Genomic DNA, 20792 nt, shown 5'->3' with positions numbered 1-20792 from the left:
GACGCGCCTGCATACGGTCGAAGCCATGACACACGGCATCACCACGGCGGGTCTCGCGGGCTTCGGCACCGGTCTCTCCCTCATCGTCGCCATCGGCGCCCAGAACGCGTTCGTCCTGCGCCAGGGAGCACGCCGCCAATCGGTCCTCGCGGTGGTGGCCATCTGTGCCTTGTCCGACGCGCTCCTCATCCTGCTCGGCGTCGCGGGGGTCGGGGCCTTCGTCAACGCCTGGCCGGCCGCGCTGACCGCCGTCGGGATCGCCGGTGGCACCTTCCTGATCTGCTACGGGATCCTCGCGGCCCGCCGGGTGCTGCGACCCGATCCGGGGGCCGCGCTCTCCACTTCGGGCACGGCCCCCGGATCCGCCCGCACGGCCGTGCTGACCTGCCTGGCGATGACCTGGCTCAACCCGCACGTCTACCTGGACACCGTCCTGCTCGTGGGCTCCCTCGCGGCGGACCGGGGCGATCTGCGCTGGGCGTTCGGTGGCGGCGCCGTCCTGGCCAGCCTGGCGTGGTTCAGCGCGCTCGGCTACGGATCACGGCTGCTCAGCGGTCTCCTCGCCCGGCCTTCGGCCTGGCGGGTCCTGGACGGCCTGGTCGCGGCGACGATGGTCACCATGGGCGGGCTCCTCCTGGCCGGCACCTGAGCCCCGGACAGCCCCGGGGAACACGGCCCGGGCAGGGGGCGGGGCCGGGGCGGGTAAAACTCCTGCGCGCGGGGCGGTCGTACCGGCAGCATGCACGTCATGACGACACCCGCGGATGCCGCTCGTGACGCCCTCGACGGCCTGGCCCTCGGTGACGCCTTCGGGGAACTGTGGTTTCCGTGGTTCCGACCCGGCGATTCGGCGATCGAGGGAATCCGGGCGCGACGCACTCCACAGGAGCCGACCTGGCGCTGGACCGACGACACGGCGATGGCGGTGTCGGTGCTGCGGATCCTGAGGGAGCACGGCACGGTGCGGCAGGACCGGTTGGCGGAGGCGTTCGGCGCGGCCTACGTGGCCGACGCCCACCGCGGCTACGGCAACGGCATGCGCCGACTCCTCCCGGAACTCGCGAAACGGCCGGAGAGTTGGCGCACCGAGGCGAGGAACCTCTTCAACGGTCAGGGCAGCCTCGGCAACGGCGCGGCGATGCGGGTGGCGCCCCTGGGCGCATGGTTCCACGAGGATCTGGACGAGGTGATGGATCAGGCCGTCCTGTCGGCCGAGGTCACCCACGCCCACCCGGAGGCCATCGCGGGCGCCGTGGCGGTGGCCGTGGCCGCCGCCCTGGCCGCGCGCGGCCGGGACCGGCCCGCTCCCGAGGCGTCGACCTTCCTCCGCGAGGTGGCCGCGCTCACACCCGCCGGTCAGGTGGCGGCGGGCCTGCGCCGAGCCGCCGGGCTGCCCGCCGGCACCGCACCGGCCGAGGCCGCCGACGTGCTCGGCAACGGCCGGTTGATCCGCGCGAGCGACACGGTGCCCTTCGCCCTGTGGTCCGCGGCCCGGCACCTGGACAGCCTCCTCGACGCGCTGTGGACCACCGCGGAGGGTCTCGGCGACATCGACACCAACTGCGCGATCAGCGGCGGCACGGTCGCCGCGCGCACCGGTACCGCCGGCGTCCCCGAGACCTGGTGGGCGCGGCGGGAACCCCTGCCCGGCGGCCTCGCCACGGCCCGAACCGGTACCTGAACCGGTACCTGGGCCGGCGGCCCGAACCGGCGTCCTGAACCGGCACGCGCGGCGGCCGGGAGGGCGGCGGGATCCGGACGCGGCCCCGGGCATCGGCAGAGCCGCCCCGAGACGCGTCAGACCAGTTCGGGCTGGGGTTCGCGTCGTTGTTCCGGGATGCGCGCCGACGGGGTCGTCCGTTCCCACGACCTGGTGGTGCGCACGTAGGCGTAGATCACCGAGCCCGTCGCGAGGAGGAGAAACGGTCCGAACACCCAGGGGTGTCCGGCCATCTCCGTCGACAGGTAGCGGTACGACACCAGGAGCGCGACGAACACCGCGCCACCGTGGGCGACCAGGAGGGCTCCGGACCGGTCCCAGCCGCGGGCGAGCGAACGCAGCCCCGCCTCGATCGTGAGCGTGAACACCACGCCGGCGATGATGTCCGCGCCGTAGTGGTACCCGAAGCCCAGCGTGGCGCCGAGCGTCGCGATCAGCCAGAACGTGCCCGCGAACCGCAGGGTCCGCGGGGCGTTGCGGGAATGAATGAAGATCGCGGTGGCCCATGCCGTGTGCAGGCTGGGCATGCAATTGCGCGGGGTGAACTCGTCGAAGGGCATCTCCTGCGGGACGCCCAGCGGCGGCGGGGTGTTCGGCCACAGGTCGGCCAACGCCCACTGACCGCCGTCGGCGCCGTAGGCGAAGATGGGCCCGACCACCGGGAAGATCATGTATATGCCCGGCCCGAGCAGGCCGATGACCAGGAACGTGCGCACCAGGTGGTGACTCGGGAAGCGCCGCTCGATCCGCACGTTGCGCAGTTGGTACAGGGCGACGGCGACCGCGGCGACCGCGAGCTGGATGTAGACCCAGTCGAGGACGTGGGCGCCGACCGCGCCGGTGGCCTCGACCAGACGGCCCACGACCCAGGACGAATTGCCCAGCGCGTGATCGGCGGTCGCCACGTACTGGTCGAGGACCATCGGGCGGGTCTTGGACGTGATCAGCAGCCAGGTGTACCCGGTCTTGCGACCGGCCACGAGCAGCAGGGCCAGCCCGACGCCCTTGAGCAGCAGGGCACGCTCGCGACCCGTGCGGCGCGTGACGGCGATGACGGCGCAGCCGAGGGTCACCCACAGCGCACCGTTGCCGAACATCATGTGGGCGCCGACCAGCCACCGCACGAGCCAGAACACCAGGTCGATGCCGATCGCCGTGCCGACCGCGATGAACCGTTGCCGCCAGGTGAGCACCACCAGCATCAAGGTCATGCTGGCGTACAGCACTGTCCCCGACTGGGGCGCGAAGATCACCTCGCGCGCCTGAACGGTCACCGGACCGGGCACGCCGTAGTGGCGCGCGGCGATCTCCAGCGCCACGAGGAAACCGAGGGCGATCACACTCACCGCGGTCCACAACAGGACCCGCGGCCGACGCCACCCGGCGAACCCGATTCCGTCACCTCTTCGCGAAACGGATCGCGACACCCTAGATATCAATTTTCAGCCGATTTATATAAATAAGACCTGTGATCATTGTCTGCTCGAACATGTTAACGGAGCTGGTACACATCACCGATGGCAGGTGGCTCGAATGTGGCGAGCGCCTCGCCCGTCGCCCGTCATCACCCCCACCCATGGCGTACCGATGACCGGCACACGCGGCCCCTCGGGCGGGACGAAGGGACCATCAGCCGTTGAGCGTTGCCGTTACCGGCCGATGACCGTGAGTGGTGGGCCCGCACCAGGGCCCTGCCGCATGCCGATCATCACGCGAGGCCACCAGGCACCCTCGGACGGGCAGCGCCTACCCCAGCCAGGCCCACCGGCGGGGACGGCCAGCCGCAGTTCCGCGAAGCGCGGCACTGAATCCCCATTCTGTTCACTGGGCACCCGGCTCGGGATGACAGCAAATTAACTGCCGTCTTCAACCATTCCCCGGCGCGTGGGTAAACCAGGAAGATTCAACCATCGCTCCACTCGGGGCGTAGCGCTTGCGATCTCTCGGGAGCAGGGGTACAGAGGAAGTGAGGCATTTTCGCCCGATCCATCGTATTGGGGATGACCTCATGCCTGGCATAGCGTGGGCTCTGCTCGGATTTCTGATTCTGCTCGGTATTCTCGGCGCGGCGGGTGCGGTCTTTGCTTGGCGTATGGCCGTCAGGGAGCCGGAGCGCGAACCCAGGATTGAAGTGCTCGCCGGCATCGGGGGCGGGTTGATTACCGGCATCGCGATCGGAGTGTCGGCTCTCTTTCTGGACAAGCAGATCGAGGAGAGCCAGAAGTATGCGACGTGGCGCGCGAACGTTGAAATCGTCGAGGCCATGCCAGGATTCACCCCCGGCAATCGCAATATCGAGGGGATCAATTTCAGCGGCAAGCTGATGCACAACGCGGATTTCAGGGGGGTCAAAGTACAGAACGGTCAATTTCAGGATACATACCTGGAGCGATCTCACTTCGAGGGCGCCGATCTGCAGGGCGCGAACCTGATCGGGGCCAACCTCTACGAAGCAAGCCTGATAGGCACCAACCTCGACGGAGCCGATCTGAGGAGCGCCAATCTCACCCTCGCAGTTGTCAACGGCGATGAAACCTCGTTCAAGGGAGCGAAGGTGGACGCGCACACGTGCTGGCCCAAAGGCGTTGACAAGGAAATGCTCGCCACGGTCATCGTCATGAACGATGGGCCCGACGACTTCGAAGGCGGCGAGGAGGCTCCCGACTGCACTCTGTGGGAGGGAGGGGAGCGAACGAGGTGATGAGCAGGATGCGGATGGCGAGGCGATAAGGCGAACTCGGCATCGTTGATGGTTTACCCATGGGGTCACAACCCCGGGCATGACCAAGCATTCGCCGGTAGCCATTCGACGCTTGGCGCCCTTACGGCGACTCCAGGAGGAAGAAATGGGACTCAGGGACCTGCTCCTCGGCAAGAGGCCTCCTCCGCCAGAAGTCGACAGTGCACCGGTGAAGCGAAGTCCTTTTGAAACCATACCCAAGGCCCAACGAAAAGCAGGCCGATCACTCAAGGAGTTCTTTGGCGTGCTCCACGGGACGAGTTCGGGTCGCGTCAAAATATGCCCGACATGCAATCGCTCCATGGATCCAGAAGAAACCCATTGCCCTATGGGGCACTACGTCGGCTAGTGCGCCGAAGCGGGAAGACCTATCCTCCCCTCCCCCGAACGCAAATGCATGTAACGCGCCCATGCATTCGCCCGCTTGAATGCGAGTCCGGACGAAGTCGAGGAGCCACTCGCCGCCCTGCGCCGTCGAAATGTGACGCCACACCCAGGGAACGACAAGAGCCCTGCCTCACCGAAGTGAGGCAGGGCTCTGATCTACGACCACGAGGCGAACCTCTAGTCGGGACGACAGGATTTGAACCTGCGACCCCTTGACCCCCAGTCAAGTGCGCTACCAAGCTGCGCCACGTCCCGATGCCCGCTGACCTGGGGGTTTCCCCTGGTTGAACTGGCACGAGAACAATACCGCACTTCGGAGGGTGGTCGCGCGCACCTTTCCCGGACCCGATCCACGGACCGACCCCCGGGCCCGACCCCCGGACGCCGCACGGACGCCCGACAGCCGGCAGGACGGTTGCCGTGACGACCGCTTGACCTCAAGTCGACTTGAGGTTGCACGGTTGGACGCATGACACAGGCAACCGCGGACACCGGGCTCCGCCACGAAGACCTGGGCCGGCTCATCGCCCTCATGACCGGGGCAGAGAAGCACGGACCCGCCGCCACGTCCACGCTCGACGTGTTGTGGGTGCTCTACGACCGGGTGTTGCGGGTGGGGCCCGCATCCGCCCGGGATCCCGAGCGGGACCGGTTCCTGCTCTCCAAGGGACACGGACCCATGGCTTACTACGCGGTGCTCGCCGCCAAGGGGTTCTTCCCCGTCGAGTGGCTGAGCGGGTTCGGCTCGTACGACTCTCCACTCGGCCACCACCCGGACCGCACCCTGATTCCGGGCGTGGAGATCGGCAGCGGTTCGCTCGGGCACGGCCTGCCCCTGGCGGTCGGCAGCGCGCTCGGGCTGCGGGCGCAGGGCTTGGACGAACAGGCGGTCTGGGTGCTGATCGGGGACGCCGAGCTCGATGAGGGCAGCAACCACGAGGCGCTCGCCCACGCGGGTTCGGCCGGCCTGGACCGGCTGCACACGGTGGTGATCGACAACGACTCCGCGACCCACGGATGGCCGGGCGGGATCGCCTCTCGCTTCGAGGCGGCGGGTTGGTCTGCGGTCACCGTCGACGGACGGGACCACGAGGCCCTGCACGCGGCCTTCACCCTGCCGCATCCGGGTCGACCGCATGCCGTCGTCGCACGCGTCGAGAAGAAGTTCTGACCAGACATCCGGATCAGACATCCGGATCACCGACGTCCCGATCACCGACGTCGAGATCACCGACGTCCGGATCGGACGTCCTGAGAAGCAGAAGCCAAGGGGCAGGGAAGAACATGGACACCATGCGGGAACGGTTCATCGCGGTCACGTCACGGCTGCTCGACGAGGATCCCCGGCTGGCCCTCGTACTCGCCGAGATCACCATGGACGGATTCCGTCCGGCCCGGGTACGTCACCCGGACCGGGTCGTCAACGTGGGGATCCGTGAGCAGTTGCTCGTGGGCGTCGGTGGAGGTTTGGCCCTCACCGGGATGCGCCCGATCATGCACACTTTCGCGAGTTTCCTCGTGGAGCGGCCGTTCGAGCAGGTCAAGTTGGACTTCGGGCATCAGGGCACCGGTGGTGTGCTGGTCAGCGCGAGTGCGAGCTACGACTGGCCCGCCGGCGGCTTCACCCACATGTCACCGGGCGATGTCGCCCTGATGGACACGCTCGAAGGCTGGACGATCCACGTGCCCGGCCATCCCGACGAGGCCGAGGCACTCCTGCGCCACGCCTACGCCGCCGGCGACGACCGGGTGTACGTCCGGCTCTCCGCACAGGAGAACAGCCGGTCGCGCCCCTTCTCCGGCCTGGGCTTCCAGACGGTGCGCCAGGGCAGCGGCGGCGTGGTGCTCGCCGTCGGACCGCTGTTGGACAACGTGTTGGCCGCGACGCGGGACATGGACGTCACGGTCCTCTACGCGACGACCGTGCGGCCCTTCGACGACGCGGCGCTGCGCGCGGCCGTCGGCTCCGGGCCGGCCGACGTCGTGCTCGTCGAGCCGTACCTGGCCGGCACGTCCACGGCCGCCGCCAACGACGCCCTCGCCGATCTCCCCCACCGCGTCCTGGGCCTCGGCGTCTCGCGGGCCGAACTCCGCCGCTACGGCACCATCGACGAACACACCTCGGCGCACGGGCTGGATCCCGCCGGACTGCGGAAGCGGATCGCGGCCTTCCTCGACCCCCGCGCCTGAGGCCGGGAGCCTAGGGGGTGCCTTGTCGGTCCTCGCGCGTGTGCACCAGCTCGATCAGTTCCGCCGCGAGGCCCTTCAGCGTCGCCAGTCCCTCCAGTCCCCAGCCTCTCGGCACCAGGTCCACGGCGCACACCGTCCCCAGGACGAACCCCCGACGGTCCGTCAACGGGGCTCCCAGGTAGGACCGTACGCCGCTGCCGTCCACGACGGCGTTCCCGGCGAAGCGTGCGAAGTCCCGTACGTCCTCCAGGGCCAGCGCCCGCCGCCGGACGACCACGTGCGGGCAGTACCCGTGGTCCCGGGGCAGGGAGCGCGCCGGATAGCCGCGCCGCGGGGCGTCGGGCCTGCGGTGCAGTCCGGCGAAGAACTGCCGCTCCTCCCCCATGAAGTTGACGCCCGCGTAGGGCGTCTCCAGTGTCTCGGCGACGCGTTGCGCGAAGGCGTCCAGTTCCCGGTCCGCCCTTTCCCCCAGGCCCAGTTCACGCAGGCGCGGGGTGCGCGCGGGCGCCTCCCGGTCCACGGGGGTGAGGAGCGGCCGGCCGGTCGATGCGTACAGGGTCATGCGGTTCCCCCGGATCCGAGAGCGTGATGGGTCGGGCGGCGCGGGTGGCGCTGCCCGACCCGGCCCCGGCCGTGACCGCCTGACGGCGGAGCGGGCGGGGCCGGGGCGGTCGTCACAGGCAGCGGTGCAGTCCTTCGAGGACCGCCCGCAGCAGGGTCTGGTCGTCGGCGATCAGTGCGGCGCCGTCCAGGTGCCGCGGCGCCTGCGCCGTGACGGCCCCGTGTTCGAGCAGGTCGCCGAGCAGTACCTTCACCACCGCCGTCGGGAGCCGCAGGTGTCCCGCCATCTCGGCGACCGTGACCGCCGCCACGCCCGCGCACAGGCGCAGGACGAGGGTGTGTTCGGGTCCGAGCGGCGCACGCGGGCGTACGCCGGTCGCCGTCACCAGCGAGAGCAGATCGAGTGCGACGGCCGGTCGGGTCCGCCCGCCGCTCGCGGTGTACGGGCGCGTCACCCGGCCCGCCGTGTCGTCGAGCCACGGGGTGTCCCGTCCCGCGCCGATGGTGCGCGTCCCCCCGATCCGCGTCCCCCCGATGCGGGTCCTCATCGCTCCGCGTCGGCGGCGACGGGCCGCCTCGGCGTCGCCGACAGGTACGGACGGACGCTCTTGACCATCATCGCCATCTCGTAGCCGAGGACCCCCGCGTCGGCCTCCCCGTCCGCGAGCACCGCCAGACAGGTTCCGGAGCCGGCCGCCGACACGAAGACGAGGGCCGTGTCCAGTTCGACCACCACCTGCCGGACCTCCGCGCCGCCCGCGAACCGGGCACCTGCCCCGCGCCCGAGGGAGTAGATCCCGCAGGCCAGCGCCGCCATGTGGTCGGCGTCGTCGGCGTCCAGTCCGTACGCGCAGGTGACGAGTCCGTCCGCGGTGAGCAGGACGGCGCCGCGGGTGTACGGCACCCGCTGGACCAGCCCGCTGAGCAGCCAGTCGAGATCGGAGAGCCTGACTGTCTTCGTCGCCACTTCGCCGCCCATGGGGGTGTGCTCCTTGCCGAGGTGTGGGGTGGGGGTGGTGCGAGGGGTGGGGATCGCGGTCATGCGGGCCCCTCCGATCGGGCGAGACCGAAGCCCCGCTGGAAGGCCGCCATCAACCCGGGGTCGTGAACGGGCGGTTCGGCATCGGGCGCACGACCGGGGCCGGCGGCCTCGCCGGGCTCGGGGACGGGATGGGGGCGGGCGTGGCGTCGGGGCAGTGGCGGCGGATCCGTGTCCGCGCCGATCCCGGTGGCGGGGACGACCGTGCCGAGGAACACCCCGGCGGCCTCGGCCGCGTACTCGGGCGGCACCGCCCCCGTCGACACGACCCCGGTCGGCACGAACTCCGCCCGCGTCGGTTCAGGATCGCCCGCCGGGACGGGAGGAGCCGAGGACCCCGGCAGGGACGGGTCCCACGTCGACACGGCCGGACGCGGGCCGACGGACTCGGACCGGTGGCTCTCGGACGCGTACTTCTCGGCCCCCTGGCCCTCGGACGCGAGGCTCTCGGACGGGTACGGCTGGGCGGACACCCGTACGGGCGCCGGCGGCAACATCGGGTCCATGTCGCCGGATCCCCATGAGCCGGCCCGGGAGCCGCCCCCCAGCACGTCGGCGGCGCTCGGGGCCTGCGCGCCCAACAGCTCCTGCGGCAACACGAGCACGGCGAGCACCCCGCCGTAGATGTTGGACTTGAGCTCGACGGCGATCCCGTGCCGCCGGGCCAGCGCCGCGACCACGAACAGGCCGATCCGACCGTCCGCCAGCAGGTGCCGGACGTTGACCTGGTCGGGATCGCCCAGCAAGGCGTTCATCCGGTGCTGTTCCTCGACCGGCATGCCCAGTCCCCGGTCCTCCACCTCGACCGCGACCCCGGCGGTCACGCGCTCGGCGCGCACCGTCACGTCGGTGTCGGGGGCGGAGAAGACGGTGGCGTTCTCGACGAGTTCGGCCAGCAGGTGCACCACGTCCGCGACGGCGTGCCCCCGGACGGTGCCGCCCGCCGGGGGCACCACCTTCACCCGCGTGTACTGCTCGACCTCCGCGACGGAGGAGCGCAGCACCTCGCCCAGATCGATGGGGCGGGTCCACTGGCGCCGGGAGGGGGCGCCGCCGAGCACGGCGAGGTTCTCGGCGTGGCGGCGGATCCGGGTGGCGAGGTGATCGACGTGGAAGAGCTCCTTGAGCAGGTCGGGGTCCTCGACGGTGTCCTCCAGGTCGTCGAGGAGGGCGATCTCGCGGTGCACCAGGGACTGGAGGCGGCGCGCGAGGTTGACGAAGACCTCGACCTTGCGGTCGCTGTCGGACGGGGTGACCGGGCCGGCCAGCCGGACGAGGGTCGTGTGCGCCTGTTCCCGGGCGCCCCGGAGCTCCTGGGAGAGCAGCCAGAACTCGTCCACCCCCGCCGGGTCGGTGTGCGGCGGCGGCCCGCTCGGTCCGCCGCGTACCGGGCGGGCCGCGGCCTCGCCCCGTTCCAGCCGTTCGGCGGCCGTCCGCAGTTCCTGCCGGCCGCGCACGCTGGAGCGGCGCAGGGCCTCGCATCGGTCGCGGACGGCTTTCGCCGCGCGTTGCCCGCCCAGCAGGGCCGCGGCGAGGGCACCGACCACGAGCAGGGCGCAGCCGCCGAGGACCGGCCACAGACGAACGTCCCGGTCGCCGGCGCCTCCGCCGAGCTGGAGCGTGAAGATCACCGCGGCCGCGCCGCTGAGTCCCGCGGCGAGGGTGGGCAGGACGGTGGCGCGGAGCATCTGGGGGCGTATCTGCCGGCCGGGACCGGTGGCGGCGTGTCTCGACGGGGAGTGGCGGGCGGCGCGAAGTCCGGACATCGGCGTCCTCGGTACGTGGGGCCCGGGCCCCCGGATGTGCCGAGGCCCGGCGTTGATCACCGGATACCCACGCTAGACCGCACTCTCCCGCCCGGGACCGTCAGTCGGGGAACTTGGCGGGGGTGCTTCCCGCTTGCGACGGAGCGCTCGTACGACAGCCCGAATCCGCCGGGAGCGCATACGCCCGGGCAGGACGGGGCGTACGCCGTCCGAGCGCGCGCCCGCGCTCCCGGCGAGGACCGGGGCCGCCCCGGGCCCCGGGTGGCGAAAGAGCTACGACCCGACGGCCTCCGACTCCTCCCGGCCGGTGACGGCCGGGGCCGACGCGGTTCGCGCGGGGGCCGCCGGCGCGGCCGTCGTCGCGGGGGCGGGGGCGGGTTCGGCGGCGACGAAGGGCCGCCACCACGGTTCGACCGGCGCGTCGGAGGCGCCCGGTTCGAACGGCTGGCCCGGTACCGGCAGGGCGATGGCGGAGCCGGTCTCCCGGGAGGCGGTCACCGTGCCCTCGCCGGGTTCGTCCCAGGGGTGCAGGGCCAGGTTGAACGTGCCCCAGTGGATGGGCAGCATCGTGCCGTGCGGGATGCCGCCCTGGAGGTCCAGGTGGGCCTGCATGCCCTCCTGCGGCGTCATGTGGATCTCGCTCCAGTACTCGGAGTACGCGCCGATCTGGATCATCGTGGCGTCGAAGGGACCGTGCGTCGCGCCGATCTCCTTGAAGCCGGGGAAGTAGCCGGTGTCACCGCTGTGGTAGATCCGGTGCCGCTCCCCCGCGACGACCCAGGAGGCCCACAGGGTGAACTGCTGGTTGCGCAGCCCCCGACCGCAGAAGTGCCGGGCCGGGGTGGCCGTCAGCGAGAGCCCGGCGACCTCGGTGGTCTCGTTCCAGTCGAGCTCGCGGATCCGGTCGGCGGGGACTCCCCAGCGCTCCAGGTGGGCTCCGACGCCCAGCGGGACGGCGAAGACGATGTCCCGACCGGCCAGGGCCTTGATCGTCGGAAGGTCGAGGTGGTCGTAGTGGTCGTGCGAGATCACGACCACGTCCACCTCGCCCAGGGAGGCCAGCGGTACGGGCACGGGGTGCAGCCGCTTGGGTCCGGCGAAGGGGAAGGGGGAGCACCGCTCGCCCCACACCGGATCGAAGAGCACCCTGCGGCCGTCGATCTCGGCGAGCACGCTGGAGTGCCCCATCCAGGTCAGGCGCAACCCGCTGAGCGGCGGCTTCGCCAGTTCGGCGAGGGTCGTCGGATAGACCGGGACGGCGCCGGAGGGGCTTCGCCTGATCCGCTGTTCCTTGTGGAAGTAGATCTTGGCGAACTCCGCCATCGAGCCGGAGGGCCTGGTCCGGGCGCCGACCGGGTTCTGGAAGACGCCGTCGGCGAAGTTCGGCGAGCGGCGGATCCGCTCCAGGCGCGCGCCTGACGGATCCGCGCCGAAGGCTTCGGGCCGCAGGGCGCGCAGCCGGGGACGCAGGGGACGGGAGCCGGTCAAGGCGCCTCCAGGGTGGATCGGGGCGGGACGGTCGTACGTCTACGACCATCCCAACGCGCACCGACCCCGAAGGATTCCGCTCGGCACCGACCGGCTCCCCGGGCCCGCCCTCCCGCGACCCGGCCGGCGGATCCCCCTCGGTCCTACAGGCTCGGTTCCCACGGGCCTGGTCCTCCAGCCCTGGTCCTACAGGGGCAGCAGGTCGGGGCGCTTGGCCTCGACGTGGTCCCCGGAGGACTCCCCGCGCAGCCTTCGGCCGATCCAGGGGACCAGGTGCTCGCGCGCCCACTGGATGTTGTCCCGCGTCACGTCCACCGATCCGCGCGGTCGCTCCGGCGGCCACGGCTGGTCCGGGTCGGTCGGCACGTCCAGGCCGAGCACCTGCGCGGCGCGCAGCGCGACGCGGGTGTGGCCCTCGGGCGAGAGGTGCAGTCGGTCGCCGTCCCAGGCCCGTCGGTCCTGTACGGACTTCAGGGACCACAGGTCGAGGACCGGGCAGTCGTACTTGTCCGCCACGGCCCGCACGTGTGCGTTGTACGTGGCGATCTTGCCCCGCATGTACCGCAGGACCGGTACGCCCCGGGTGTCGAATCCGGTCGTGATCATGACCTGCCCGACGGAGCCCACGAGGTCGGCCACGGCCGCCTCGAATCGCTCAGCCGTGGCGTCCGGGTCGCTGCCCGGCCGGATGATGTCGTTGCCGCCCGCACAGAAGGTGACCAGGTCCGGCGCGAGGGCTTTGGCCCTGGGTACCTGGTCGGCCACGATCTGGTCGAGGAGCTTTCCGCGCACGGCCAGGTTGGCGTACCGGAAATCGTGTTCTTCGCGCCGATCGGCCAGGAGTACGGCCAGCCGGTCGGCCCAGCCGAGATGTGAATCCCCGGGTCCCGGGTCCCCCACGCCCTCGGTGAAGCTGTCCCCGATCGCCGCGTACGAGCCGATGGTCTTGAGTGTCGTCTTCGTCGCTGCCACAGCTCGACATCCTTCACCCCCGCGGCCGACCTACGCCAACGTAATGAGGGGTTGACGGACCGTGATCTATCCCACCATGCATACGCGGAATAAGAATCGCGTGAGGCCGGGACCCCCTCGGGTCCCGGCCTCACGCGTGTCCGTGCTCCTGCGGGTCGTGCGTCAGATGCTGACGCCCTTCGAGCGGAGGTAGGCCAGCGGGTCGACGTCCGAGCCGTAGGACGGACCGGTGCGGATCTCGAAGTGGAGGTGCGGGCCGGAGGAGTTGCCGGTGGAGCCGGAGAGCCCGATCCGCTGTCCGGGCGTGACGCTCTGGCCGGTCGAGACGGACAGCGAGGACATGTGGCCGTACTGCGAGTACTTGCCGTCCGCGTGCCGGATCACGACCTCGTTGCCGTACGCGCCGCCCCATCCGGCGGAGACGACGGTGCCCGCGCCGACGGCCTTGACGGTGGTGCCGGAGCTCGCGATGAAGTCCACGCCGGTGTGGTAACCGGAGGACCACATGGCGCCGGAGGCGCGGTACTGGGTGGAGATCCCGCCGCCGACCGGGGCGACGAAGCCGGTGCCCGTACCGGCGTTCGCGGAGGTGTCGCCGGAGGTGTCACCGCCCTGACCGCCGGAGGCCGCGGGCCGCTTGGCGGGGGTCTTGGTCGCGGAGCCGTCGTCGGAGCCGGCCTGAGCGGCGCCGGAGGACCGGTCGGGCGACTTCGGAGCGGGGGCGGCGGCGGCCTTGCCGGAGCGCGACTGCGACTGCGACGGGCGGGCCGGGGCGGGGGCCGACTCGGCGGCGGGTGCGGCCGCGCCGAGGGTCAGCTTCAGGCCGGGGTGGATCATCGAGGGGTCGGAGCCGACGGCCTGCCGGTTGTCGGCGTACAGCCGCTCCCAGCCACCGGAGATCCGGCGGTCGGCGGCGATCTTCGAGAGGTAGTCGCCCGACACGACGGTGTAGACGGTCGGGGAGGCCTTCGCGGCGACGGGAGCGGCCTGGGGGGCCTGGAAGGACTCCGGGGACTGCGGGGCCGACACGGGCGCCGCGTCCGGGGCCGACACGGGCGCGGCGGCGGGGGCCGCCGCGGGCGCGCCGGCCGCGTGGGCGCCGGCGGCTCCGATCAGCGGCAGGGCGAGAGCCGCACCACCGGTTCCCGCGACGGCGAACCCGCGGGACAGGGAACTGGTCTTCGGACGGCGGTGCTTACCCTTTGCGGGCATGGCGAATTCCTCTCCGACGCCTGCGAGGTGAGCTGTCGGGTTCGGACTGGAGATGTCCGGCCGCGCATCGGCGTCGGTGACGACGGCCGAAGCGCTGCTTCACCCCTAGCCGTCCCGGAGACGAGGCCCGGAACGGCGGCTTACCTGGTTCCCCCGCTCCTGCCGCGCGCGTGAATAGTCGGGTGGGGTTCCCGGGCGGCGGCAGGATTAGGCGGTCCACCCGGATCGATCGCGAAGGTAATCGAGTCCTGCCGTACACAACAAGCCATGAATTTCCTGACGGAATCCCAGACATGGGGGGACGACGAAATTCCCGTCACCCTCTGTCCATTCCGAGCCATCAACAACCCTCGCCACATGGCAATTCGAGTTTCGTGATCAGGCACGCACGGTCACCGTATGATCTGGCTCACGGATCCTGGCGCGATCTCGCCGCCGCTTATGGCAAGTTGTTCCCAAGTAGTGTAATTCGGACACCTCACGACGACGCGGAGGAACCCCCTTGACCCGGCAGATACCCCGAACCCCGTCCGCGACGCCCGAACTGTCCGGAGTGCGCAACTTCCGTGACGTGGGCGGGCTGACGACCACCGACGGACGGAGGGTCAGGTCAGGACGACTCTTCCGAAGCGGACATCTCGCACATGCCACCGAAACCGATGCACAGTTCCTCGTATCGCTCGGACTGCACACGGTCTTCGACTTCCGCAACGACGCCGATCACGCACTGGAAGGGCAGGACGTGGAACTGCCCGGAGTCCGGAACGTGAACATCCCCCTCTCGGACCCCGCCGACGGTCGGGAGTTCTGGACGATGGTCCGCGACGGCGACCTCGACCAGCTGAATGCCGTACTGGGTGACGGAAAGGCCGTCGCCCGGATGGAGAACTCCTACCGCGGCATCATCCGGAACCGGACCGTCGAACACGGTCGGGTCGTCCGCTCCCTCGCCGAGGAGAGCCTCCCCGCCCTGATGCACTGCGCGGCGGGCAAGGACCGGGCCGGCCTGTCGATCGCCGTCACCCTGCTCGCGCTCGGGGTGGAACGCGAGGTGATCGTGGCGGACTACCTGGAGTCGAACGCCCCGCACAACCGCTACCGGGTCCGCCGCGGCAGCGACGCGCCCGAGGCCCGTTCGCCCGAGGTCATGGCCCTGCTCGCCCCGCTCTTCGACGCCCGCGCCGAGTACCTGGGCGCCGCGTTCGAGGTCGTCGACGAGACCTGGGGCGGGGTGGACGGCTATCTGACGGAGGGTCTCGGGCTGACGCCCGAGACCCTCGACCGGCTGCGTGACCGGCTCCTGGAAGAGCCGGTCTGATTCCGTCGACGGCGGACACCGCCGGGTGGAAGCGGGCCGTCAGCGGTTGCCGACGGCCTGCTTCACCAGTGTCCGGCCGAACTCCCACATCAGCCCGCCCCCGCCGTGCGCCTCGTCCATGACCTCACGGAAGGCGCCGACGAACCGGTCGACGTCCCGCTCGTCCACGATCAGCGGCGGAATGAGCTTGATGACCTCCAGATGATCCCCGGAGACCTGGGTGAGGATCCGGTGCTTCTGGAGCAGCGGCACCACGACCATCTGCGCGAAGAGCCCCTTGCGGGCCGCCTGGAGCATCGTCCAACGGCTGCGCAGCCCCAGCGAGGACGGTCGGCCGAACTCGATGCCGATCATCAGGCCGCGACCGCGCACCTCGTGCAGCAGCTCGTACTCGTCCACCAGCGCGGCGAGCCGCCCGCGCAGCAGGTCGCCCGTCGTTCGCGCGCGGGCCACCAGTGCCTCGTCGTCCATGACGGAGAGCACCGCCAGTCCGGCCGCCATCGCCTGTGCGTTGGATCCGAAGCTGGCGGAGTGCACCAGGACCCGGTCCATCGAGGAGTAGACCTTCTTGAAGATCCAGTCCTTGCCGAGGGTGGCGCCGACGGGCACGTACCCCCCGGACAGGGCCTTGGCGACGCACACCAGGTCCGGTTCCACGCCGGGTTCGTGCTGATAGGCGTAGAAGTCACCGGTACGTCCGAGGCCGGTCTGCACCTCGTCCGCGATCAGCAGCGCCTTGTGCCGGTGCAGCAGTTCCTGTGCGGCGAGCAGGAACCCGGGCGGGGCGGCCAGCACGCCCTTGCCCTGGATCGGTTCGACGACGAGGGCGGCCACGTCGCCCCGCCGCAGTTCGCGCTCCAGCGCGGCGAGGTCTCCCAGCGCGATCCTCGTGTCGGGCAGCAGCGGGGCGAACCCGTCCCGGAAGCCGTCCTCCCCGTTGACCGAGAGCGAGCCGGTGGTGAGGCCGTGGAAGGCGTGGTCGCAGTAGAGGACCCTGGGCCGCCCGGTGGCGTACCGGGCGAACTTCAGGGCCGTCTCCACCGCCTCGGTGCCGCTGTTGCCGAAGAAGACCCGGTCCAGGTGCGGACTGTACGACAGCAGCTTCTCCGCGAGCAGTCCGGGCAGCGGCTGGCAGTCGAAGCGGGTGAGGTCGGCGAGCTGCGCGTCCAGCACGTCGTGCAGGGCGCGCCGGACCACGGGGTGGTGGCGGCCCAGCCCCATCACCCCGAACCCGGCGAGCATGTCCAGGTAGTCGTTGCCCTCGGCGTCGAAGAAGTGGGCTCCCTCGGCCCGCTCGTAGACCTTGTCGAAGCCGATGGTGCGCAGCATCCGGGGCAACTGGTGGTTGAGGTGGCGGCTGTGCAGCTCGTACCGCTCTCCACCGCGTTCGGCCAGCAGGGCGCCGAGGTCGAAGCCCGTGCCCCGGCCGCCCTCCCCCACGTGGCCGGCGCTCATGCCGACGTGCCCCGGCTGCCGCCGATGGTCTCCCGGGCCGCGCGCAGGGATTCCTTGAGGGAGCCCATGGTGGCGAGGACGGCGGTGGGTTCGTAGCCGCAGTGCGCCATGCAGTTCGCGCAGCGCGGGTCCTTGCCCCGGCCGTACTTGCTCCAGTCGGTGTCCTCGATCAGCTCCCGGTACGTGGGGACGTATCCGTCGCTCATCAGATAGCAGGGGCGCTGCCAACCGAAGAGCGAGTAATTCGGAATGGCCCACGCGGTGCAGGGGAAATCGGCCTTGCCTTCCAGGAAGTCCAGGAAGAGCGGTGAGTGGTTGAGCCGCCAGCGGCGCCGGTTGCCGCCCGCGAAGGCCTTCTTGAAGAGTTCGCGGGTCTGTTCCACTCCGAGGAAGTGTTCCTGGTCGGGCGCCTTTTCGTACGCGTAGGCGGGCGAGATCATCATCTCGTCCACCTCCAGGTCGTCATTGAGGTAGTTCAGCACCTCGATGATGGTCTGGGGGGTGTCGGTGTTGAAGAAGGTGGAGTTCGTGGTGACCCGGAATCCGCGCTTCTTCGCCTCCTTGATGGCCGCCACGGCCTCGTCGAAGACGCCTTCCTTGGCCACCGACTCGTCGTGTCGCTCGCGCAGGCCGTCGATGTGCACGGCGAAGGCGAAATAGGGGGACGGGGTGAACTTCTCGATCTTCTTGCGGAGGAGCACCGCGTTGGTGCAGAGGAAGACGTACTTCCGCTTGGCCACCAATTGACGGACGATCTCGTCGATCTGCGGATGCATCAAGGGCTCGCCACCGGCGATGGAGACCATGGGCGCCCCGGACTCCAGGACGGCGCCGACCGCCTGGGCGACCGGCATGCGCTGCTTGAGGACGCCCGCCGGGTGCTGGATCTTCCCGCACCCCTCGCAGGCCAGGTTGCAGGCGTAGAGCGGCTCCAGTTCGACGATCAAAGGGAACTTCTCGACCTTGCGGAGCTTCTGTTCGAGAAGATAGGTCCCGACCCTGATGGACTGTCGCAACGGCATGGCCATCTGGCTCACCTCCTGGGGAGCAGCAAAGAACGGTGCCAGTCATGAAACGCGGGCAGTACGGCACGCAACACGCGGAAAGCCGATATTCCTCCGCGCACCGTGCCGATACGGACGAGCTCGTGCTCCGGAGCGTCCACGATCACCCGGACGGCCGCAACCGGGCGGTTCGCGCCGGGTTCGGCGGTGGGGCCGCGGGCGGCGGTCCACAGGGTGGCCGCCGATTCCATGTCGACCGCGACGGCGCCGGTGGCGCGCAGGTGCGCGCGCTCCTGGCCGCGGACCACGTGGTCGGATCCGGTCAACGCGCCGAGGTGCACGGTCCGGCCGGGAACGGCCCGGGCCAGTGCCTCGGCGAGCAGGGCGGTGCCGTCGCAGGCGACGGTGCCGCGGGGGTCCCGGGTCTCCTCGGCGACGACCAGGTCGCCCGGGTTCATGCCGGGTACCAGCCCGGCGCAGAAGCCGGTGGCGAGCACGGCGGCCCGCTCCATCCCCGGGCCGGCGAGCGCCCGGCCGACGGCGGCGTCGGCGGCGCGCGGGCCCATGCCGGTCCGCAGGACGGTGTACGGGGCGGGCGAGCCGCGTTCGCCGCCGCCGCGCAGGGCCAGGCGTTCGATGCGCAGGGCGCAGGCGACCAGCAGCGCGGGATCGGCCCGGGGCGACCGGGCCGCGGTCATCGGGCCTCCCGCGCGAGGGCCCCGGTCGGTCCGCCCGACCGGCCGTCGGGGCCGAAGGGTTCGCCGTACAGGTAGCGTCCGAGGGCGGTGAGCGGGAAGACCTGCCGGTACAGGTGGTAGTTGATGGAGAAGTCCCAGGGAAAGCCGGTGCCGGTGAAGTACGGCTCGTCCCAGGAGCCGTCCTCCTCCTGGGTGCGGACCAGGTAGGCGATGCCCCGCTCCACGGCCGCGCCGTCGCGCTCGCCGGCCGACAGCAGCGCCATGAGCGCCCAGGCGGTCTGCGAGGGAGTGGAGGCGCCCTTCCCGGCCCATGACGGGTCGTGGTAGGACCGCTGGTCCTCGCCCCAGCCCCCGTCCTCGTTCTGTACGGTCTCCAGCCAGCCCGCCGCCCGCCTGATCGCGGGGTGCGAGAGGGGCATCCCGGCGGCCGTCAGGGCGGGGACCACCGATCCGGTGCCGTACACGTAGTTGGTGCCCCAGCGGCCGAACCAGCCTCCCTCCGGCTCCTGTTCGGCCAGCAGCCAGGCGATGCCGCGACGGGTCCGCGGCTCGGCGGACTTCCCCTCGACGGCGAGCATCTCCACGACGTGGGCCGTGACGTCGGCCGACGGGGGGTCGGTCACCTCGCCGAAGTCGCAGAAGGGCAACTTGTTCGGGTACGGGCTGGTGTTGTCGGCGTCGAAGGCGCCCCAGGCCCCGTTGCGGGACTGCATGCCGAGCGTCCAGGCCACCCCCCGGGCGATGGCGGCCTCGACGCGCGCGGGCTCGGGGTGGCGGATCCGGCGCAGGGCCAGGACCACCTCGGCCGTGTCGTCGATGTCGGGGTAGTTGTCGTTGTGGAACTCGAACGCCCAGCCACCGGGGGCGAGTCCGGGGCGTCGGACCGACCAGTCACCGGTCCGGGTGATCTCCTCGCCGAGCATCCAGTCGGCCGCCTTGACGAGGGCCGGATGGTCGGGTGCGACGCCCGCGTCGGCCAGCGCGATGGCGGCGAGACAGGTGTCCCAGACAGGTGACTGGCAGGCCTCGATCATCCTGGCGCCGTCCTCGCGCCACACGGCGAACCGGTCGAGGGACTCCAGCCCCGCCCGCATCACCGGGTGCCGGAGGTCGTGGCCGAGCAGGTGCAGGGCGATCACGGAGTACACGGCGGGGGGCTGGATGCCGCCCCAACAGCCGTCGCTCTCCTGACGGTCGACGATCCACCGGCCGGCGGCGGCCATCGCCGCCTCGCGCAACCGGCGCGGTGCGAAACGCCGGTAGACGTGCAGGGCCTTGTCCATCCGCTGGAACAGCCCATCCCAACTCGCCAACGCGGCGAGCTTCACCGCGGGGAAGGGCGCCCGCGCGTCGGCGTGCAGTTCGTCCAACGCGAACGGCGCCGGGCGCACCGGCCGCAGTGCGGATACCACGGTGAGCGGAACGATGGTCTGGCGGGCCCAGCAGCCGAAGTCGTAGATGTTCAGCGGCATCCAGGACGGGAGGAAGACCAGCTCCGGCGGGAGTTCGGGGAGGTGGTCCCAGCTCCACCAACCGAAGAGCGCCAGCCAGATCCGGGTGAAGACCCGGGCGGCCGCGATGCCTCCGTGGCCCCGGATCCAGGCGGAGGCGCGGGCCATGTGCGGGGCGTCCGGGTCGTCCCCCGCGAGGCGCAGGGCCACGTACGCCTCGATGGTGGCGGAGAGGTCGGACGGGCCCCCGTGGAAGGTGGCCCAGGTGCCGTCGCTCTCCTGTTCGCCGCGGATGAAGAGTGCCGCGGCCCGGGTGGTGGCCTCGTCCCGGATGCCGAGGAACTGCCGCAGCAGCAGGTCCTCCGCGTCCATGGTGACGTTGGTCTCCAGGTCGCCCTTCCACCAGCCGGCCGGGTCCTGGCGGCCCAGCAGGTGGTGGACGGCGCGCGCCACGGCTTCCCGTGCGTCCTCGGCCCCACCCGGCTTCGGGGACCCGGTCGTTGGCGCGGATCCGGTCGATGGCGCGGATCCGGTCGGCGTCGGGCCGGGGTGTGTCCCGGGGCCCGGCCGTTCCCGGACCCCGGCCGGTGCAGGGCCAGGCGGCCCCGTGGTGGCGGCCGCGGTGTGTGTCGCGGTGCCGTGGTCCGCTTCGGTGCCGCGGGAACCCGCACCACCGTCGGTCGTCGCTGTCATGGCTTCCCCTTACGTTGCAGTGTCCTCTGCTGTGCTGGGGTCTGCCGTCGGCCGGTGCGCGCCCGGGCGTGATGCCCGTCGGTTGGCGGCGCCGGCCG

The 20792-nt window shown here is 71.1% G+C and carries 18 protein-coding genes, 1 tRNA gene and 1 riboswitch; of the genes, 6 read left to right on the top strand and 13 right to left on the bottom strand.

What is annotated here, in order from left to right; genetic code table 11:
• Positions 1-25 precede the first annotated feature (25 nt).
• The gene (locus OHA84_RS29185) at positions 26-649 is read left to right on the top strand and encodes a LysE/ArgO family amino acid transporter (RefSeq protein ID WP_053677210.1); all 624 of its coding nucleotides are present in this window, start codon (positions 26-28) and stop codon (positions 647-649) included.
• Between the two features lie 99 nt (positions 650-748).
• Positions 749-1681, top strand: a complete 933-nt coding sequence (locus tag OHA84_RS29180; RefSeq protein ID WP_266969021.1) for an ADP-ribosylglycohydrolase family protein — start codon at positions 749-751, stop codon at positions 1679-1681.
• A gap of 116 nt (positions 1682-1797) precedes the next feature.
• Here the strand turns inward: OHA84_RS29180 and OHA84_RS29175 are convergent, their stop codons facing one another.
• Complete coding sequence (locus OHA84_RS29175; protein ID WP_371591611.1) at positions 1798-3114, bottom strand: DUF5933 domain-containing protein; 1317 nt, start codon at positions 3112-3114, stop codon at positions 1798-1800.
• A 614-nt stretch (positions 3115-3728) separates the two neighbouring features.
• Between OHA84_RS29175 and OHA84_RS29170 the strand changes: the two genes are divergently transcribed.
• Positions 3729-4421 (top strand): pentapeptide repeat-containing protein, encoded by a 693-nt coding sequence (locus tag OHA84_RS29170; protein WP_266969025.1) that lies wholly within the window; start codon positions 3729-3731, stop codon positions 4419-4421.
• A gap of 607 nt (positions 4422-5028) precedes the next feature.
• On the opposite strand, the gene OHA84_RS29165 is transcribed toward OHA84_RS29170, so the two are convergent.
• Positions 5029-5102 (bottom strand) — tRNA-Pro (locus tag OHA84_RS29165).
• Positions 5103-5316: 214 nt separating this feature from the next.
• On the opposite strand from OHA84_RS29165, the gene OHA84_RS29160 reads away from it, so the two are divergent.
• Together OHA84_RS29160 and OHA84_RS29155 are read left to right on the top strand one after the other, a co-directional pair.
• Positions 5317-6018, top strand: coding sequence for a thiamine pyrophosphate-dependent enzyme (locus tag OHA84_RS29160; protein WP_053677216.1), 702 nt, complete (start codon positions 5317-5319; stop codon positions 6016-6018).
• A gap of 113 nt (positions 6019-6131) precedes the next feature.
• Positions 6132-7037, top strand: coding sequence for a transketolase family protein (locus tag OHA84_RS29155; RefSeq protein ID WP_053677218.1), 906 nt, complete (start codon positions 6132-6134; stop codon positions 7035-7037).
• A gap of 10 nt (positions 7038-7047) precedes the next feature.
• Here OHA84_RS29155 and OHA84_RS29150 read toward each other — a convergent pair whose 3' ends face one another.
• From OHA84_RS29150 to OHA84_RS29120, 7 genes are all read right to left on the bottom strand, one after another.
• Positions 7048-7599 carry a GAF domain-containing protein gene (locus OHA84_RS29150; protein WP_053677219.1) on the bottom strand — a complete coding sequence of 184 codons (552 nt, stop codon included), beginning with the start codon at positions 7597-7599 and terminating at the stop codon, positions 7048-7050.
• Positions 7600-7711: 112 nt separating this feature from the next.
• Positions 7712-8146: a DUF742 domain-containing protein gene (locus OHA84_RS29145; protein WP_371591482.1), complete on the bottom strand. Its 435-nt coding sequence runs from the start codon at positions 8144-8146 to the stop codon at positions 7712-7714.
• Positions 8143-8577: a roadblock/LC7 domain-containing protein gene (locus OHA84_RS29140; protein WP_053677308.1), complete on the bottom strand. Its 435-nt coding sequence runs from the start codon at positions 8575-8577 to the stop codon at positions 8143-8145. The genes OHA84_RS29145 and OHA84_RS29140 overlap by 4 nt, the downstream gene beginning before the upstream one ends.
• A 59-nt stretch (positions 8578-8636) precedes the next feature.
• Positions 8637-10403 carry an ATP-binding protein gene (locus OHA84_RS29135; RefSeq protein WP_266969026.1) on the bottom strand — a complete coding sequence of 589 codons (1767 nt, stop codon included), beginning with the start codon at positions 10401-10403 and terminating at the stop codon, positions 8637-8639.
• Positions 10404-10676: 273 nt separating this feature from the next.
• Positions 10677-11891, bottom strand: a complete 1215-nt coding sequence (locus OHA84_RS29130; RefSeq protein WP_053677221.1) for an MBL fold metallo-hydrolase — start codon at positions 11889-11891, stop codon at positions 10677-10679.
• 186 nt (positions 11892-12077) lie between these two features.
• Positions 12078-12863: an SGNH/GDSL hydrolase family protein gene (locus tag OHA84_RS29125; RefSeq protein WP_053677224.1), complete on the bottom strand. Its 786-nt coding sequence runs from the start codon at positions 12861-12863 to the stop codon at positions 12078-12080.
• 162 nt (positions 12864-13025) lie between these two features.
• Entirely contained in the window at positions 13026-14075 is a 1050-nt protein-coding gene (locus OHA84_RS29120; protein WP_053677226.1) for a M23 family metallopeptidase, read from the bottom strand.
• Between the two features lie 4 nt (positions 14076-14079).
• A riboswitch (cyclic di-AMP (ydaO/yuaA leader) is annotated at positions 14080-14266 on the bottom strand.
• 311 nt (positions 14267-14577) lie between these two features.
• On the opposite strand from OHA84_RS29120, the gene OHA84_RS29115 reads away from it, so the two are divergent.
• Positions 14578-15393 (top strand): tyrosine-protein phosphatase, encoded by an 816-nt coding sequence (locus OHA84_RS29115; RefSeq protein WP_053677228.1) that lies wholly within the window; start codon positions 14578-14580, stop codon positions 15391-15393.
• A gap of 39 nt (positions 15394-15432) precedes the next feature.
• Here OHA84_RS29115 and OHA84_RS29110 read toward each other — a convergent pair whose 3' ends face one another.
• From OHA84_RS29110 to shc, 4 genes are read right to left on the bottom strand one after another with little or no spacing between them, the layout of a single operon-like run.
• The gene (locus OHA84_RS29110; protein ID WP_266969027.1) at positions 15433-16848 is read right to left on the bottom strand and encodes an aspartate aminotransferase family protein; all 1416 of its coding nucleotides are present in this window, start codon (positions 16846-16848) and stop codon (positions 15433-15435) included.
• Positions 16845-17876, bottom strand: coding sequence for an adenosyl-hopene transferase HpnH (gene hpnH / locus OHA84_RS29105; RefSeq protein WP_053677232.1), 1032 nt, complete (start codon positions 17874-17876; stop codon positions 16845-16847). The genes OHA84_RS29110 and hpnH overlap by 4 nt, the downstream gene beginning before the upstream one ends.
• Positions 17877-17881: 5 nt before the next feature.
• Entirely contained in the window at positions 17882-18550 is a 669-nt protein-coding gene (locus OHA84_RS29100; protein ID WP_266950565.1) for a 1-hydroxy-2-methyl-2-butenyl 4-diphosphate reductase, read from the bottom strand.
• Positions 18547-20694 carry a squalene--hopene cyclase gene (gene shc, locus OHA84_RS29095; RefSeq protein ID WP_266950564.1) on the bottom strand — a complete coding sequence of 716 codons (2148 nt, stop codon included), beginning with the start codon at positions 20692-20694 and terminating at the stop codon, positions 18547-18549. The genes OHA84_RS29100 and shc overlap by 4 nt, the downstream gene beginning before the upstream one ends.
• Positions 20695-20792 lie beyond the last annotated feature (98 nt).

This window comes from Streptomyces sp. NBC_00513, assembly GCF_041431415.1.
In the GTDB taxonomy this organism is placed as follows: Bacteria; Actinomycetota; Actinomycetes; order Streptomycetales; family Streptomycetaceae; genus Streptomyces.
This window is presented reverse-complemented; position numbering and strand designations above follow the sequence as displayed.